The sequence below is a fragment of the Myroides injenensis M09-0166 genome (assembly GCF_000246945.1).
Taxonomy (GTDB): Bacteria; Bacteroidota; Bacteroidia; order Flavobacteriales; family Flavobacteriaceae; genus Flavobacterium; species Flavobacterium injenense.
Genome location: NZ_BAEX01000037.1, coordinates 12,983 through 31,418 on the forward strand (window position 1 = coordinate 12,983; position 18,436 = coordinate 31,418).

Annotated in this window: 16 protein-coding genes; 8 read left to right on the top strand and 8 right to left on the bottom strand. The window is 31.7% G+C overall.

Annotated elements, in window-relative coordinates:
• Positions 1–95 precede the first annotated feature (95 nt).
• Positions 96–1,427, top strand: coding sequence for a metal-dependent hydrolase family protein (locus RH98_RS07660; protein WP_010252663.1), 1,332 nt, complete (start codon positions 96–98; stop codon positions 1,425–1,427).
• A gap of 70 nt (positions 1,428–1,497) precedes the next feature.
• Here RH98_RS07660 and RH98_RS07665 read toward each other — a convergent pair whose 3' ends face one another.
• From RH98_RS07665 to RH98_RS07675, 3 genes are read right to left on the bottom strand one after another with little or no spacing between them, the layout of a single operon-like run.
• Positions 1,498–2,334 (bottom strand): outer membrane beta-barrel protein, encoded by an 837-nt coding sequence (locus RH98_RS07665; RefSeq protein ID WP_010252666.1) that lies wholly within the window; start codon positions 2,332–2,334, stop codon positions 1,498–1,500.
• Positions 2,335–2,346: 12 nt separating this feature from the next.
• Positions 2,347–3,849, bottom strand: a complete 1,503-nt coding sequence (locus tag RH98_RS07670) for an MBG domain-containing protein (protein WP_262491728.1) — start codon at positions 3,847–3,849, stop codon at positions 2,347–2,349.
• A 23-nt stretch (positions 3,850–3,872) separates the two neighbouring features.
• Positions 3,873–6,419, bottom strand: a complete 2,547-nt coding sequence (locus RH98_RS07675; RefSeq protein WP_010252670.1) for a BspA family leucine-rich repeat surface protein — start codon at positions 6,417–6,419, stop codon at positions 3,873–3,875.
• A 1,259-nt stretch (positions 6,420–7,678) separates the two neighbouring features.
• Between RH98_RS07675 and RH98_RS07680 the strand changes: the two genes are divergently transcribed.
• Positions 7,679–8,200, top strand: coding sequence for a GNAT family N-acetyltransferase (locus tag RH98_RS07680; RefSeq protein WP_010252673.1), 522 nt, complete (start codon positions 7,679–7,681; stop codon positions 8,198–8,200).
• A gap of 82 nt (positions 8,201–8,282) precedes the next feature.
• On the opposite strand, the gene RH98_RS07685 is transcribed toward RH98_RS07680, so the two are convergent.
• Positions 8,283–8,798 (bottom strand): hypothetical protein, encoded by a 516-nt coding sequence (locus RH98_RS07685; RefSeq protein WP_010252676.1) that lies wholly within the window; start codon positions 8,796–8,798, stop codon positions 8,283–8,285.
• A gap of 140 nt (positions 8,799–8,938) precedes the next feature.
• The gene (locus RH98_RS07690; RefSeq protein ID WP_010252679.1) at positions 8,939–9,430 is read right to left on the bottom strand and encodes a hypothetical protein; all 492 of its coding nucleotides are present in this window, start codon (positions 9,428–9,430) and stop codon (positions 8,939–8,941) included.
• Between the two features lie 338 nt (positions 9,431–9,768).
• Between RH98_RS07690 and RH98_RS07695 the strand changes: the two genes are divergently transcribed.
• The 6 genes from RH98_RS07695 to RH98_RS07720 are packed head-to-tail and all read left to right on the top strand — an operon-like array spanning position 9,769 to position 15,941.
• Positions 9,769–10,374, top strand: coding sequence for a CDP-alcohol phosphatidyltransferase family protein (locus RH98_RS07695; protein WP_010252682.1), 606 nt, complete (start codon positions 9,769–9,771; stop codon positions 10,372–10,374).
• Complete coding sequence (locus tag RH98_RS07700; protein ID WP_010252685.1) at positions 10,375–11,154, top strand: phosphatidate cytidylyltransferase; 780 nt, start codon at positions 10,375–10,377, stop codon at positions 11,152–11,154. It begins immediately after the preceding gene.
• The gene (locus tag RH98_RS07705; RefSeq protein ID WP_010252688.1) at positions 11,151–12,185 is read left to right on the top strand and encodes a patatin-like phospholipase family protein; all 1,035 of its coding nucleotides are present in this window, start codon (positions 11,151–11,153) and stop codon (positions 12,183–12,185) included. Before RH98_RS07700 ends, RH98_RS07705 begins: the two co-directional genes overlap by 4 nt.
• A 3-nt stretch (positions 12,186–12,188) precedes the next feature.
• Entirely contained in the window at positions 12,189–12,944 is a 756-nt protein-coding gene (locus tag RH98_RS07710) for an SDR family NAD(P)-dependent oxidoreductase (protein WP_010252691.1), read from the top strand.
• A complete protein-coding gene (locus RH98_RS07715) occupies positions 12,926–14,212 on the top strand; it encodes a phosphatase PAP2 family protein (protein WP_010252695.1) in 1,287 nt (428 codons plus the stop codon). Before RH98_RS07710 ends, RH98_RS07715 begins: the two co-directional genes overlap by 19 nt.
• 25 nt (positions 14,213–14,237) lie before the next feature.
• A complete protein-coding gene (locus RH98_RS07720; protein WP_010252698.1) occupies positions 14,238–15,941 on the top strand; it encodes a bifunctional alpha/beta hydrolase/class I SAM-dependent methyltransferase in 1,704 nt (567 codons plus the stop codon).
• Between the two features lie 56 nt (positions 15,942–15,997).
• On the opposite strand, the gene RH98_RS07725 is transcribed toward RH98_RS07720, so the two are convergent.
• The 3 genes from RH98_RS07725 to RH98_RS07735 form a co-directional block, all read right to left on the bottom strand.
• Positions 15,998–16,639, bottom strand: coding sequence for a hypothetical protein (locus tag RH98_RS07725; protein ID WP_010252700.1), 642 nt, complete (start codon positions 16,637–16,639; stop codon positions 15,998–16,000).
• 303 nt (positions 16,640–16,942) lie between these two features.
• On the bottom strand, positions 16,943–17,491 hold the full coding sequence (locus tag RH98_RS07730; RefSeq protein WP_010252702.1) for a YbhB/YbcL family Raf kinase inhibitor-like protein: 549 nt from the start codon (positions 17,489–17,491) through the stop codon (positions 16,943–16,945).
• Positions 17,492–17,578: 87 nt separating this feature from the next.
• Positions 17,579–18,316: a helix-turn-helix domain-containing protein gene (locus RH98_RS07735; protein WP_010252704.1), complete on the bottom strand. Its 738-nt coding sequence runs from the start codon at positions 18,314–18,316 to the stop codon at positions 17,579–17,581.
• Positions 18,317–18,436 lie beyond the last annotated feature (120 nt).

Consider the following 18,436-nt stretch of genomic DNA (forward strand, 5'->3'; position numbering starts at 1 on the left):
GAAATACTAAGCAAATATCTACAACTTTCTAACCAAAAGTGCTAAGCCATTCAATAATTAATAGTAATTTTAAAATAAATTCAAAACAATCAACTATGATCAAACAATTAACTACACTTAAGGCAATTGCCTGTGGATTATTTTTTTGCTCACTTACTATTACTTCTACTTGGGCACAAGATAAAATCTTATTGAGTAATGTACAGATTTTCAATGGAAAAGACAATAAAATAAGCAAAGGAAATATTTTAATTGAGAAAAATATTATCACTAAAATTTCTACTGAAGACTTAAACACAGAAATATCAAAAGACACTAAAGTAATCGATGGCAAAGGCAAATTTGTAATGCCAGGAATGATAGATGCACATTGGCACTCTTTCTTAGTGGCTAATGACAATCAAAGTATTATGCTGGGAGATGAGAGTTTCCTTTTTATCCGTGCTGCTAAAGAATCAGAAAACACTCTTCAACGTGGTTTTACCACCGTTAGAGATTTAGGAGGTCATACCACAGGTATTAAATTAGCCAATGACATTGGTGTTAACAAAGGTCCTCGTATTTACCCTAGTGAAGCTATGATTTCACAAACTGGAGGACATGGCGATGCAGGATTTCCTTGGACAGAACCTCGCATGATAGACCATACACCTCCTCGATTCCAAACTTTAGGAGGAAGCGTTGTAGCTGATGGCGAATACGAGGTTACAGTCGCAACAAGAGATCAATTAAGAAAAGGTGCCTCACAAATAAAGGTAATGGCTGGAGGTGGTGTCGCTACCATTTACGACCCTCTTGATGCGGTTCAATATACTACTGAAGAAATTAAAGCTGCAGTAGATGCTGCTACTAACTGGGGCACCTATGTGACAGTACATGCCTATACTCCTAAAGCAATACAACAAGCAGTGGAAGCTGGTGTAAAATGTATCGACCATGGTCATTTAATGGATGAAGCTACCGTTAAACTACTTGCTGATAAAGATATTTGGCTTAGTATGCAACCTTTCGACTTAGATGCTAGTAATTATACTGATCCGGAACAAATAGCAAATAAAAAACTAGTAGGTACTGGTACCGATAATGTGTATAAATGGGCTAAAAAACACAAAGTTAAATTAGCTTTTGGTACTGATCTTGTAACTAAACCTAAAGACCCTTTACTACAAAGTAAAAATATACTAAAGCTTAAGCAATGGTTTTCAAATTTTGAAATTCTTAAAATGATTACTTACGACAACGCTCAATTGTTAAAGCTCAGTGGACCTCGCAATCCTTATCCTAAGAATTTAGGTGTTATAGAAGAGGGAGCTTATGCAGATATTTTGATCCTTGAAGAAAACGCTTTAGAAAACATTGATATCTTAGCTAATCCAAAAGAGAACATATCAATTATTATTAAAGATGGTAAAATATATAAAGAGTAAAAAACAAAAACGCCCAAGTAATTTCAGCTTGGGCGTTTTATCATTCTATAAACTAAACAGTTAGGTAATTTTATAAATTAAATGAGTAACTAAGTTTAATACCTACGTAATAATCCTTTAGTTTTTGAGTCTTGAAATTCTCCTGTTTCCAGATACTGTGAAACTCTAATGGACTATCGTAATTAGTAGTGATGCCAATAGGTTGCTCTACTCGATTGCTCTCTTTGACTAAATCATTTAATCCTAAATCTACAATAGCTCCGATATATAAACTGCTTTTTTCGCCTAGTTTCTGTTTCACACCTGTTTCAAATAACCAAGAATATCTGTTTTTTAACGAGAGGTCTTTCTTTTCACTTACATGTTGAAATTCTCCATATCCCATAAACGTAGGTCCTGTCAATTCAACATCCCATGCGGGATAATAACCCGAGGTATGCAAGTCATTCATTGAGACTCTCGAACTACTATTTCCTGTTATAATACCAACAGCCACACCTGTCTGTACATACCAACTAACCAAGCCCTTTGTCTCATACTGCAAGGTCAATGGTATCTGGATTGTATTATAGGAGAGCTGCTCTTTCCTATTTTTGCTGTGATAGCGAAATTCATACGCATCTGCTTCTATATCTACACAGGACCAACTCCCATGAGTATTGCGTTGTATAAAATCAAGTCTATTGACTTGATAAGTTAATCCTGTACCTAGACTCCATTGCTCTGCTAAAAAATAACGATATCCTAGTCCTAATTGATATCCTTGTGCACTGCGATTATCAAATCCTTTATTAGTACTCGTATTTCCATTAAAAGTTCCTGCTAAGGAAAATGTAATCTCTTGAGCTGAACTTGCTGTATATCCAAATACAGCAAGTAGCAATCCTATTATTATTTTTCTTTTCATCAACTAAGCTAATTAAGGTTTAACCATAAATCTAAATGTCTGAATCTTGCCTTCTATTTTGATAAGCATGATATAGATCCCCTCTGCCATATTACCAGGTAAGGTTACTTTTGAAATTTGTTCTGATAATGGTATATCAAACAAGAATTTTCCTGTCACACTATAAACTGAACCACTTGCCTGACTTAAAGAAGCTTGAGGATAATCAATTGCTATTTCTATCTCTCCATTTTTAACCACTGGATTTGGATAGAGTTGAATATTTTTAGTGTGGACATAATCTATTGTAGAACTACAACTATGCAATAACTCACCTTTATCTGTCATTAACTCTACTCTGTATAATGCTGTTCTATCTAATAAATCCTCTTTTCTATTACCTACTGAATAAGCCTGCTCTGTACTAATTAATCGATCATTCTTATACCATTTATATCCTACAAAGCGGTATCCACCATTTGTTAATGGATTATTATTCACCAATAGAGTATTGTCAAATTTCTGTACCACGATATCATCAAAATTAAATGGGCGTTCTACCACTATTTCATATTTCATAGTAGTGGCTCGATTCTCTGAAACCACAACGATTTCTTGGTGGTAAATACCAGCTTTAGGAGTTGAGAGGATAAACTTATCTCCTGTACTTACTACTGCACCCATACTCACTTCTAACTCTATCACTACTTCTTGAGCTATTTCATTACAATCTTGTCTATGCACACTTACTGAAGTCAATACTCCTTTATCTTTTCCATTAATCTTCCAATTAGTAATAAGCGCTTCATCGTTAATGATTCTTAATGTTTGACTTATACTATTAGCTGCTAGATAATTACTATCGCCATCTTGATGAGCTGTGATAACAATAGTTCCTGTAGATAGTATAGTAACAACCCCGTCAGAACTTACTGTAGCAGCTGCTTTACTTCCTTCAGTTAAATAGGTATAACGAATAGGCAAACCTGAACTACTTGATGCTACCAATGACAATTGACCATTTTTATTATACATCACTGGAGATAGCTCCTCAAAAGTAATTTGTTGTCCTGCCTTTTCTATTACTAATTTCGCCTCTAAAAGCAAGTCTATATAATTAGCTCCCGTAATTAATGCAGTTACTATATACTCACCAGCGTCTTTTTGCTTATTATTTGTATAAATTACAGTAGTGTCTTCTGGCAAATCTCCTAATAATAACAGCTCTTTCTCTTTACCATCGTAAGTATGAGTACTGCCTATAAAACTCACACCTGTAATGAGGGCTTTGGAAATAATAAAATCAGCCCCAATAAAATCTAAAATATAGTTATCATTAGCCAATAGTGTACCTTGCTCAATAACATAAGTGCCTACATCCTCTCCCTGCTCGCGAGATAATGCGCCGTGTAATACCTGATCTTGTGTGTCACTATGTTGTAAGCCTGATACTTTATAAGTAAGAAGAGGAGGATCTACATCTCCATAAGTTTTGGTCATAACATCTGCCTCAACTTTTAAACTCGCAGGTGTAATTTCTAAAGTAGCCCCAGTAAAATCTAAAGTATATTACCATTAGCCAATAGTGTACCTTGCTCAATAACATAAGTGCCTACATTCTCTCCCTGCTCGCGAGATAATGCTCCGTATAATACCTGATTTTCTGTGTCACTATGTTGTAAGCCTGATACTTTATAAGTAAAAGGAAGAGGATCTGCATCTCCATATGTTTTGGTCATAGCATCTGCCTCAACTTTTAAACTCGCTGGTGTAATTTCTAAAATAGCTTCATTTACACATCCATTAATTTTTGCTTCTATTCTATAGACACCCACATTGATAGCCTCATTAACAACATTATTTGAAGAATCATATATTTGATACGTAACTTCTAATGGAGCAGTCGGAGCAGGAGTAACCTCAATGCTATGTGACTTTCCATTATACACTATTTTTTTATCCTCTAAGACAAAATTATCACCTAGTTTACTATCTCCTACAAAATTCCAATTTTTTTCCTTTAATTTCTCCCTAGCACTACTTGCTGCACAATATTTTAATCCTTTAGCCCCTAAAGTAATATCTGAAGGTATACTAGATAATTCACTCCATCCTATTAATGTGGCATCATAATCTGCTATTGACATCCCTGAATTATTAAACATCTCCTTCATATTTTCTACATTAGAAATATTCCATTTACTTAAATTACCAGTAAATTTTCTTGCACCTGAAAACATTGAATACATATCCGTCACACTTGAAACATTCCAGTTACTTAAATCACTATTAAAACTACTTGCACCATAAAACATCCAACTCATATTTATCACACTTGAAACATCCCAATCACTCAAATCACCATTAAAACTATTTGCTACTTGAAACATCCAACTCATATCTCTCACACTTGAAACATCCCAATCACTCAAATCACTATTAAATTTAGATGCTTCCGAAAACATGAAACTCATATTTGTCACTCTTGAAACATCCCATTTACTCAAATCACTATTAAATTTAGATGCACCATTAAACATGTAACTCATATCTGTCACCTCCTGCAAATTTGGAGTATCATTACCAAAAGAAGTTAAATTAGTGGCGCTCCTAAAAGTTTTAGACATACTTTTCCATTGTTGTGTTCCCCATTGTTCTACACTAAGTAATTTCGCAGCATTATTTGAATCAGGATTATAGTCATGCCCCCCTGCAAGAAAATGAGGAAACTCACCTGATATGGTGACTTTATATTTCCCCTTAGCTAGATTCTCTATAATACGTTTTCCATGCGCAGTCACTTCACCATCTGTAGATAAATTCCCATCTTTTATAGAAGGCTCTCCCTCCATTTCCCACTTTAAAGTGTAATTATAAGTATAGTTACCATTAGTGTATATTATAATATTATCCTTATCATTAGTTATCTCCCATCTGGTGATAAAAAATGTACCTGAACAATCTTCTTTATCCCTTTCAATGTTCCATTTTTTTTCCTTTAATTTCTCCCTAGCGCTACTTGCTGCACAATATTTTAATCCAAGTGCTCCTAAAGTAATTTTTGAAGGTATACTAGATAATTCACTCCATCCTATTAATGTAGCATCATAATTTCCTACCGACATCCCTGAATTATTAAACATCCTACTCATATCTCTCACTTTTGAAACATCCCAATCACTCAAATCACTATTAAAACTACTTGCATTTGAAAACATATTACTCATATCTCTCACACTTGAAACATCCCAATCACTCAAATCACTAGTAAATTTAGATGCCAAATTAAACATCCAACTCATATTTGTCACACTTCTAACATCCCAATCACTTAAATCACCATTAAAACTATCTGCTGCTTGAAACATCACACCCATATTTGTCACACTTCTAACATCCCATTTACTCAAATCACTATTAAAACTACTTGCACCTGAAAACATCCAACTCATATTTGTCACTCTTGAAACATTCCAGTTACTCAAATCACCATTAAAACTACTTGCACCTGAAAACATCGAACTCATATTTGTCACTTTTGAAACATCCCAATCACTCAAATCACCATTAAAACTACTTGCACCTGAAAACATCCAACTCATATCTCTCACTTTTGAAACATCCCAATCACTCAAATCACCATTAAAATTTTCTGCACCAGCAAACATCCTACTCATATCTTTTACCTCCTTCAAATTTGGAGTATCATTACTAAAAGAAGTTAAACCATAGGCGTAAGCAAAAGTATTATGCATACTTTTCCAACGTTGGGAACCCCACTGTTCTACACTAAGTAATTTCGCAGCATTCTTTTTATCTTCATTCATTCCACCTGATATAAAATGAGGAAACTCACCTGATATGGTGACTTTATATCTCCCCTCAGCTAGATTCTCTATAATATGTTTTCCATGGTCAGTCACTTCACCATTTATAAATGGCTTATCCTCCATTTCCCACTTTAAAGTATAATTATAAGTATAGTCACCATTACTATATATTATAATATTATCCTTATCATTAGTTATCTCCCATCTGGTGATAAAGGTATCTTCACTTGTCTGAGCTGAGAGTAAGTGACTAATTAAAAAAAAATAAGAGTACAAGTTTTTTCATATTGTGATATTATTAGGATTACATACTGTGATACCACAACCTTTAATATAGCATTCCATAGAGAGTGTTTCTATACTTTGCGCCATTTGATGAGTAGGGTATATTTTAAAAATTTTGTTTTTCCTTATAAATATATGAATAGAACATACCATCTTCTGTCAGATGGGGGGTGGACATTGGGGTGGACAAATTTCAATTGATTGATTATCAATTAATTGAAAACACAAAAAAAGCACTATTTAAAATATAAAAACATCGCAATAATTACTAAAAACCAAATATAAACTAGTTATTATTGACTTAGTATAGCGTCTTAATTTTGCATTCTCTTATCTTTTTAGCAATTGCGCTTACCTTCAAAACAGTTTAATTATTTAGTAATTATACACTCTCTACTTTTGAAATATTCTTTAATATCTTAACTAGATATAGAGCAAGAAGAATAGCTATGTCATAAGTTATATTTTTGTGATTATAAAAACCAATTTACAACTCACTATATTAAAGAATAGTTTCACTGTAATTTTGTGGTGCATGAAAGTAATTTCGTTCTATAGTAAATCTATAGTGACTCTATTCAAACATAGGTATTTAATAGAGCCATAATGGACTCACTATGGATGCATCGCCCATTATTCATGTCTCGTCCTACTATAACTGTACAGCAATAGTTAATAATCCTATCATTTACTATACAATTTTTAAATAGTTCTTTTATGGCTATAGAAATTATGTTTTTTTATTTTGCCTTATTAGATATTATTCATTCACTTTAAATTTCGGCATGTTTAATTTGACCAGCACTTTCTGGATAATCTCCTTTACTTAGCTTACTATTTGTTTGTGTTCACAGCTTAAGTATAAAATAGATTTACATAGATACGCCTTAGCAGATATAGCTATGACTTATTAATCGAGAGGATATATTAGCTATTTCTTAAGGTGGTAATATATGGAAGAAAAAGAGCTAGTAGTGATACTAGCTCTTCAATAAATCAATGCAATATGAAGTTGCATCAAATTATCACTTATAACCACACTCCAAATATAATTGGTAAATAATTGTAATTATTATGCATTTCAAATATATAAATCTCTTTACTTTAATTGTACAATGAAATTTGAATCATAAAATCTACTCCCCCACTATATTTATAAAGACATTTTAAAAAATTAAACGCAATAGTAAAATTAAAAAAGCACTAATTTTGCCTAGTTAAAAAAACATTTAGCATTTTAATATACGTTTATGAATAATCAATCGTCTATAGAAGATGAAATTTATCACTTTGAAAAAGTTAGTGAAAACAATATACATCTAATTGCACCTTTAGCAGAGAAAATATGGCAAAAAACATATAGTTCTATCATTTCACAAGAGCAAATAGCGTTTATGCTCCCAATGATGTATAGCAATCAAAGAATATCTGATGAAATTAGTAAAGGATATATCTGGAAAATATTATTTGATGGCACTACTGCTATCGGCTATATAGATTACGTACTAGAAGAAGATAATCGCGTTTTCTTATCTAAAATTTACTTAGATACCCAAAGACAACAGAAGGGATTAGGTAGAATACTATTGCAAGAAGTAATACGATTTGCTAAAGACAGAGAAGCTACTGCAATATATCTGACGGTTAACAAACAAAATGAAAAAGCAATTAACTTCTATAAAAGAAATAATTTTCACTGTATAAAATCAGAAACTTTTGATATAGGTAATGGTTATGTAATGGATGATTATATCTATCAGTTAGATCTATAATCTTTATTCATATACAAAAAAACAGTGCTATTATTAGCACTGTTTTTGTATCATTCTTTTACTTTTCTTTTTACTTTCCTTTTTACTTTTCTTTTTCATTTGAACGCTTTAAAAGCTTTTGTACAAAAGATATTTTATATTGACTATGTAGTGTAGAACCAACGCGATGAATATCACTCCACAATTCTAATTTTTCCATACACAAAAGAATATTAAATAATAAATAGACTTTTGTCGTATCAGTAAACAAAAACAAATAGTCTTCAGTAATACCCTTCATACTTACTTCTTGTACATGCTCTTTCTCTTTATTATAGAATTGATATTCTATATTGGTCTTTGCAATGGTATCAGTCGATAATGGTAATTGGTTATTTAAAAGAGATAATGATTGTTGAAAACTAGAAAGAGCTTCTGCATATTTTTCTAAGAAATAGAAAGCTACACCTTTATTAAAAAGCGTTACCACACTCTCTTTTTCTTGCTCTAATAGTAAATTAGCTTCATAGAATCGTTTTTGTAATAACAATAATCCAATAAGGCTCTTATTATCAGTAGTACAATTAGCTACAGGATATTTTTTATTTTCTAACAACATAACAAACATTTATAAATGAAACATTACTTACTTCTTCTTACTGCTATTCGTGTGAAAAAACAATTAAATCTTCTTTATATCAGTTATTCTATTACCTACTAAAGATACATTTTATTTTTCTAAAAATGGAATACTATCTTCTACTCTTCATTATTATCTGTACAAAATAATGCTGTTTTAATCTCTCCACTTGATTTACCTGAAACACTAGCAGAGGGAACTTGGAGTATATAGTCTATAAAAATAACAGGAACTTCTTCTATCTTTCCGGCAGGTATTACAATATCCTTTTGATTTTCTTTTAAAGTAGCTTCACCATAAACGATATTCTCATAAGCAAGCGGGTAAGCTCCTTTATTAACAATATAAGTTTTCTTATTAGCATATCCAATAGACTTCCCTTCAAGATGAGTAGGAAACAAAGCAACCTCTATTGTATAGTCACTACAATTATACACCGTTAAAATTCGTGGAATAAACCAATTGATTGGTATCAATAGCAATATTAACAAGAAGGTATAGTCTCTTTTGTTACCTTGCCTTTTTGCAAATCTAGTATATAGGGGAATAATACTAATTAAGATGGCTATTATACCTATTGCAATGAAATAATGCATTTCTTCAATAATCATAAACTAAACATTTTTTAGTTAAACCACATTATTAACTTTATTAATAAAACTTTCACTCCTTTTAATAAATAATATTAAATATAATACAATTATTGATTCATTGAACAATTTTCGCGCTAAAAGATAATTACTAAAAGTAAAAGGTCATTACTTTACTCTTTTACATATGCTTTGCAGGCTACTTCTAAACTACTTAGTCTCTAAAAATACCTCATAAAATTTCATTTTAATACCATATAGTAAGTACTTTTTTTACTAATGTTTTGCTAATTCATAAAAACATATACTTTTTTAATTAATATATTTGATTTAGATATCCTCTTAAAAATTGCTAAAATATGATCTCAGTTTATAAAATAAAACCCTACTTTCAGAAGCTATTGATGCCTATCTTAACCTATCTGCATCAAAAGAAAATCACTGCAAATCAAATTACAATAGCAGCTATTGTTTTTTCAATTGCATTAGCTATAACTTTTTGGTTTTCTGACTCCTATCACATTTTATTCTTACTATTGCCGATTGGTTTATTAATACGCATGGCATTAAATGCGCTAGATGGAATGATGGCAAGACTATTTAATCAAACTTCAATAAAAGGAGAAGTATTAAATGAAGTGGGCGATATATTTTCAGATTTTATTTTATTTATTCCGCTTATTAAGTTTCAAAGTGAAAGTCTTTATCTTATTGTACTTTTTATAGGATTAAGTATTATCAATGAATTTGCAGGTTTAATGGGAAAGGTAATTGGTGGGGAGCGCCGATATGAAGGACCTATGGGAAAAAGTGATAGAGCTTTATTACTAGGTCTTTATGGTTTATTGATGTATTTTAATGTTAACCTTTCCTCCTACTCAACCATTATCTTTATAATTATTAATGCTCTTTTATTTTTAAGCACTTTTGTTAGATTAAGTAAAGGACTGAAAAATGCGAAGTAGATGGCTGAACAAAATAAATTTGCAGATGTTCCACTAAGAGTAAAGACTTGGATCTATATTATTCTAACCTTTACTATAGCGCTACTCCATCCCATATTATTACTGTGGTTTGTGGTATTCCTATCTTTTTGGGGACAGAAAGAGCTCTTTAGTTTTACAATGCCAAAACTAAAAAACTCGCTATTTTTACTAATAGGAGTTACAGTAATTCAACTATTATATTTTCCAAGTAAACCCTTTGCTGAAAGTAGTCTTTATCTTATTGGTTATTTTATACTAGTAGGTATTTTTATACTTATACAACAAAAGAAATATACTTTGTTTTTTGCCACTATAGTAGCATATGTATTATCAATAAGTACATTATACTATATCGGCAGAATGGATAATGGTTATAAATTACTTATTTTATTAATTGTTCCTGTCGAACTAAATGATGTGTTTCAGTATTTGTCAGGTAAATTATTTGGCAAACGCAAGATAGCACCTAGCATTAGTCCAAATAAAACAGTCGAAGGCTTATTAGGAGGAGTAATATGTACCACTATAGTCTTTACAACTTTATATTACTTATTAGATGGTAGTTTCTACCTGTGGCAGGTAATCCTTTTAGGAGCAACATTAAGTGTATTAGGCTTTTTGGGAGATGTATTCTTCTCCTTTATTAAGAGAAAAGCAAACGTAAAAGATACAGGTACTTTATTACCTGGACATGGTGGATTATTAGATCGCGTAGATAGTTTATTATTTACTGCACCTCTATTTTATTTTATAATATGATAAAAGATGTAAAACCATATAAGCGCTCTGTTGTTTTTTCAGGCGGAGGAACTCGATTTGTTTTATACTGTGGTATATATGCCGCGATGCTACAGCACGACCTCAAGCCAGACAATATTATAGCCACTTGTGGTGCAGCTATTTCGAGTGCTATTATTCAAACATTTCCAGATCCTAAAGATATACTAAGCTATTTAGAGAGTGAAGAGTTTTGCAACTTTGTGATGGATGTAAAGATGACAAATCAAATACGCCTAGATAAACTACCTCTTTATTGCTTCAATCATGCTTTTAAAAATAAAAAAGCCCCTGTGCTCTTAGATATTTACAACAAGTATTTTATGGAAATGACGCAGGATATGAGTTCAATATTACCATCCTTAAATCGCATAGACAAAAATGCGCCATCAAGCATTGTATTAGGTGCAAAAATCAATTATTCACCTGAAGAAATTGGCAGTAAACGAAATAATAGAAAGTTGTTTCAAAAGGTATGGATTCCTTCTGCAAATTGTAATATTACATATTTAGAACATTTAGCGTCATTAGATAATTCTACTGATAAAGATAGTGCTATTGCTCCAACTCCACTTATTCTAAACGATGTCTCACCCTTGCAAGCAGCTCGCATATCTATGTCTGATATGTTTTATGTAGCTCCTGCGCAATATAAAGGTAGTCACTATTTAGGCGGAGCCATTGACTTAGTACCAGTTGAGCTTGCCTTAGCTTTAGCAGATCAAGTATGGATAGAGAAAAAAGATCCCTATAAAAAGTTTGAAGAAGGACTAGTAAACACTGTTTTTGGCTATAGTGGTAATAAAAGGTTAGAACAGATTAACCAGTTTCAAGTAAATCAAATAGATACCACGAATGTCAAACAAGCCTTAGCAGGGCATTATGTTTCTCGTACATGGGATTGGAGAAAATTAAAACTTAGCTTATCAAAACCTACGTCTATACAGCAATGTCGCGAAGATATAAAACACATCTTTGACTATGGATACCAATCTTTTATTAAAACCTTATAGCCTATGAAAAAAGTTTTTATTACAGGGGGCACTTCAGGAATAGGATGGGCAATAGCGCAACAATACCTTGCACATAATTATCGCGTGGGCATAGGTAGTAGATTTCCAAATAAGGAAGTAAAAGATTATTCAAACTACGCTAACTTGGAAGTCTTTACTATAGACGTAACGGATAAAGATGATTTGCAAGCAGCTATAACCACTTTTGCCAAAGGTAACTTAGAGGTATTAATTGCAAATGCTGGTTGTTATTTTGATAGCGCACTTGAAGTAATTTCATATGAAGATAGTAAAGCCATGCTAGACACCAATATTAGAGGAACTCTTAATACTTTAGAAATTGGTAGAGACCTCATGATAAATAAGGGTGGTAAAATAGCTGTTATTGCCTCTATCTCTTCATTATTGAAACATCAGGAAGCAACTATTTATAGCCAAACAAAAAAGGCTATTTATGCCATTGCACAAAGTTACAACCGCGCATTAAAAGACTATAATATAAAAGTCCTAACAATATGTCCTGGATATGTAGCTACTGCAAAACTTTATGAACTAAACAGCAACGATTTATCTAAAAAACAATACGTCATCTCACCGGGAGAGGCAGCTAAAATTATTTATAAGGGAATAGAAGACAACCAGAAACTAATTGTCTTCCCAAAGAGAATGTATCGACTTATTAAATTACTTAATTGTCTTCCTTCTTTTCTACTTAACAAAATCATGTATAAAAAAGCTCAATGGCAGAAAAAGAAATAACACTTACTTTCAAACAGCGCACTAAAGGGATGTTACTTTGCTACATCATCTTTATAGTCTTATACATGTCAGCTCAATTTTTTGCTGTAAACATGGGTAAGAATAATGCCTATATATTACCTATAGACAATCATATTCCTTTTTTGGAATGGATGATTATTCCCTATGCAACAAGTGCTCTCTTTTTTGTATTAATATTTTATTGGGTAAAAGATAAACGTGAATACCAACTCTTAATTAAAAGAATGATTACAGTAACTGTATTAGCATTTATTGGTTTTGTTTTATTTCCTATTCAATTTAGCTTTGAGCGCCCAACCATCACTCATAAAATAATACAACCATTTTATGACTTTATAACTACTTGGGATTCTCCCTATAATCAATCACCATCACTGCATGTGGCTTACGCTATTATTTTCTGGACAGTTGTCAGAAAGCGATTTAAAGGGAAATTAAAACACTTTTTAGGTGGTTGGTTACTACTTGTGATTATCTCTACACTTTTTGTTTATCAACACCATACAATTGATATTTTTACTGCTATTTTCCTATGTCTATTGGTCTTGTATAGTATTCCTAATCCTTCTGATCCTTTGTATAAAAACACAAAGATTGGACTGCTGTATTTTACACTAGCAACATGCCTTGCTTTACTAGTAAACATCTATACTACTAACTGGATTGTCAATACTTTACAATTATGGATTTGCATTAACCTTATCTATATTGGAATAAGTTATATTCATAACAACAACTATTTTATCAAAGATGCAAAAGGGAATATTAGTTGCTATAAACTCCTATTATTTGCTCCTTATCTTTTAACCTATAAGATATTACGCCTGCTAAATGGATTGTATAAACCTGTAGAAATAGCTGAGCTCTTACCTCAATTTTATATAGGACCTCATCTATCTTGTAAGAATACTAAACAATATTTTAAAGATAAGCATGTTATAGCTATTGATTTATCAACAGAAATAAAAGAAAATAGTTATTTAAAAAACAATTATCGCTATATTTTTATCCCATTACTTGATATTGCAACTAATGAAGATACAACAATACAACGTGCTGTCGATCAAATAACAGCTACTTATCTCACAAAAGATAAAGAAGCAATTATCTATTTACATTGTGCAATGGGGTACAGCAGAAGTATGACACTTGCCATGCAGATATACTGCAAACTTAAAAACTGCGACAGACAAGAGGCTATTCAGTATGTGAAAGCACTCAACAAACACGCTATTATAAAAAGCTAATAGTAGCCATAAAAAACATTACGCTATGAAAGAAGGAAATTTTAAAAGTTATGACAATGCTGAGCTATTTTATCGAGTATGGAATTATCAACAGGAGCAAAAATCAATCATTATATTGCACCGTGGACATGAACATTCGGCTAGATTAGAAGAATTTGCTACGAGTCCTTATTTTGCACAATACAATGTCTTTGCCTTTGACATGAGAGGACATGGATATACCAAGCAAGAGGTATCTCCCTATTTTATGGACTACGTAAGAGACCTTGATAGCTTTATGAAATATATTCATATTAACTATGCTGTAGAGTATCACAATACTTTTGTAGTAGCCAATAGTATTGCAGGTGTAGTAGTATCAGCATGGGTTCACGATTATGCAGTACCTATTGCTGGAATGGCTTTATTAGCACCAGCTTTTTCTATTAAACTTTATGTACCTTTTGCAAAAGAAGGTATTGCACTAGCTACTAAATTTAATAAAGACTTAATTGTCACTAGTTATGTCAAAGCTAAAGTACTTACACATGAACTAGAACAACAAGAAGCCTATAACAGTGACCCATTGATTACAAAATCAATTAACGGTCGCATGTTAGTTGACCTACTTGATGCTGGTAACAGATTAGTGGAGGACGCAGCTGCAATTGATATTCCAACTATAATTTTTTCGGCTGAAAAAGACTTTGTAGTAAAGAATAAAATACAGAAAAAGTTCTTCTATAACCTCAGTAGTGATTTAAGAAAATTTGTAGAATTACCTAATTTCTATCATGGTATTTTATTTGAAACTGGTAGAGAAAGAGTATTCAAAGATATCGCTGATTTTATGAATAAAAGTTGGGTAGCAAGCAAACCTAAAATAAACATAAAACCAGATAAGTTTACAGAAGATGAATACTATAAAATGTTATTTGGCTTTTTACCAGCATTAGAAAAAGCCAACTATCGCTTCCAAAAAGCAATGCTAAACATTATTGGAAAATTAAGTAAAGGTATGCGCTTGGGATTGCGTTATGGTTTTGATTCTGGTATCTCATTAGACTATGTTTATAAAAACAGTCCACAAGGTAGTCTAGGGGTAGGTAAACTAATGGATAAATCCTATCTTAATGCTATTGGATGGGCAGGTATTAGACAGCGAAAGATACACTTACTTCAATTAGTAGAAAAGCAAATAGAACAACTTATTGCAGATGGACAGCCTATAAAAATATTAGATGTTGCAGGAGGTACTGGAAACTATCTATTTGACATTAAAGCTAAATATCCACAAGCTGAAATAGTAATTAATGATTTTAAACTTTCGAATATAGAAGTTGGCGAACAATATATTAAAGAACACAGCTTAGAAGGTATACGCTTTACCAATTTTGATTGTTTTGATTTAGCAAGTTATCCTAAGTTTAATTTTCAACCAAATCTTATAATTATCTCCGGGATATTTGAATTATTCCAAGAGAATCATTTAATAAGTAATACTATTAAAGGGGTATGCAGTATAGCAGAACCTAATAGTTCTATAATCTATACAGGACAGCCTTGGCATCCACAACTTAAGACTATAGCCTTTGTGCTAAAAAGTCACCGTGATACAGATTGGGTTATGCGCAGAAGATCTCAACGAGAATTAGACAAAATATTTGCCTATAATCACGTTTATAAAAACAATATGCTAATTGATAACTTTGGTATTTTTACTGTATCGGTAGGTAAAATAAATAAGTAATTGAATAAGAAAAGGGGACGTCAAAAATGACGTCCCCTTTTAATTTATTACGAAGATTAATACTTATCTATTACTAGGGAAAACTTTGAACTTCCATCTTTATTGAATAATTCATTTCCACAATTATCGCATACGCCTTCTGTAGGTGCTTCTTCTGTTTCGGACAAATCCCATAAATTTGTTTGACCACACTCACAATCAATCATATATAATACCCCGTGATCTCCTTTGTCTTCAAATTTTTGAAACTGTCCTAATTCACTGACTTCCTTACTTAATTTTTTTAAAGCCTTTTTAGACACGACACCTAAATAATAACATTGTTGATCACGTTCTCGTTCTAAATTACAGATAGTATAATCCTTATGAAGTTGTTTCTTAATCTGCTTAACGATATAAAAAACTAATTCATGTCGTTCAATTTTTTCATTCTTAAGTGATTTACTAACTTTCTTAGCAAACTTTTTAGGATCTAAGTCTAAATGTTCACCAAAAGCATCAACTCTATATTTTACAAAGTTGATAATCTCATTATTCTCTTGCTCTCCTTTACAATCAACTTGCAAAAGGAATCGATTATCTAACAAAAAACGAAGTAAATCACAATTGTCCATTGTGTCTCTTGTATCAGCTAAGATAGCATTGTATTCCTCTCCCGTTAATAGCGACTGTAAAGTCAATAATTTTTCTTTTTTCATAGTGGTTGTGGTTTTATAGTTTTGTATTAGTTACTTTAATAAAGTAAGGTTATTACGATTCTAAATTCCTTCCAGAACAAAAACCTTCTACAAATTACAAAAAAATAATAACTATCTGAGTACACACTCTTTAATATTAACAATACTTAAATAAACAAAGTAATCTTACTATTTAGATGTTCTAAATGAATAAGATATTAAACACTATAATTAAAACACAAGTATATTAATTAAATAAATGCATAGTTCTTCTATAAAACTGCCGGACTAATGTCAGTATAAATAAGGGCTATGAGAGAGGCACTATCGCTTATAGTACACCACAAGACTTGCCTTAGCGATTGTTTGATGCCATAAATTAAAACCAACAACTGCTGGATTAGTGTCCTCACTTAAACCTAATTTATTTGTTTTAAGAGCGTGTATTGTAAAAATATATTGGTGAAATCCATGTCCCTGTGGAGGACAAGGTCCGCCAAATCCTTTTATACCATAATCCGTCACACTTTGAATTGCTCCTTCAGGAGTTAATTTAAGAGCCATATTCCCTGCTCCACTTACTAGCTCTTTTACATCTGCAGGTATATCAAATACCAGCCAATGCCAAAAACCACTTCCAGTAGGTGCATCTGGATCGTACATTGTAATAGCAAAACTTTCTGTATTAGATGGTGCATTTTCCCAATATAGCTGTGGAGAAACGTTATCACCATTACACCCAAAACCGTTAAACTCAAGCTTCGTAGTTCCCTGTCCTCCAAGATCTTTACTGTATAATGTAAAGGTATCTTGCGCAAAAATTACATTTGAAAAGATTAAACTCAGTACTAAAATCAAACTTGCTTTTTTCATTATTCTTATGTTTTAAATTCAAAACAAAAATAATCTTAGCACAGGTTTCAAACTGTACTGATAAGTCCAAAAACTATATGTAAAAGCTCATTTTAAAAAGTGTTGTTTGGGAGTAATACCATAGTTTAACTTATACGCTTGAATAAAACTTGACAAACTCTCATATCCTACTTCTAAATAAATTTCAGAAGCATTCTTCTTTTCTATAGTTAATAAATAGTGAGCCTGCTCTAGTCGTTTTTGCTGAAACCATTTAATAGGTGATTCCTTATAGTGTTTTTCAAATTCTCTTTTAAAACTTGAAACACTCATATTAGCCAAAAAGGCTAGTTCACTCAAGCTTAATTTATTCAACTTATTTACTTCTACCACTTGTAAAAATCGCCTAGTACTATCTATATTTTTATCTACTAAAGACTGCAAAAATGCAGTACCATAAAGTTCGCTGAGATAAAGTAATATCTCTTCTAATTTTACCTCTAATAGTATTCTTTTAATATCTTTAGAAAAAGATAAAATGTCTAGCAAACTTGTAACAAATCGCCGTGTAAAATCATCATAATCAAATGCTGTAACAGATTGCTGATCTTTTACATTAAAATGAGTAAATTCAATTTTACTAACGAACTTAGAGAGAGTTTCGTCGTCAAAAAACAAGAGTACACTATTATAGTTGACTAAATCAGGAAGCTTTTCAGTCATTAAGCAATTACCTGCTTTCATAATAATAAACTTAGTATTATCAAGTGATAACGTACTATCTTTAAAGTAGACTTCTTTTGTCCCTTTTACCAAAAAACTAAATACATTTTTTTTTAAGAACAATTTGCTGTTTAATCAATGTTTGTGAGCTTGAATAATTAAATACTTGAACTGAATCAACATTATCCAATATCAATTCATCTGGTAAGCTAATTATACTCATTGAGTTCTCTGTATATGGTT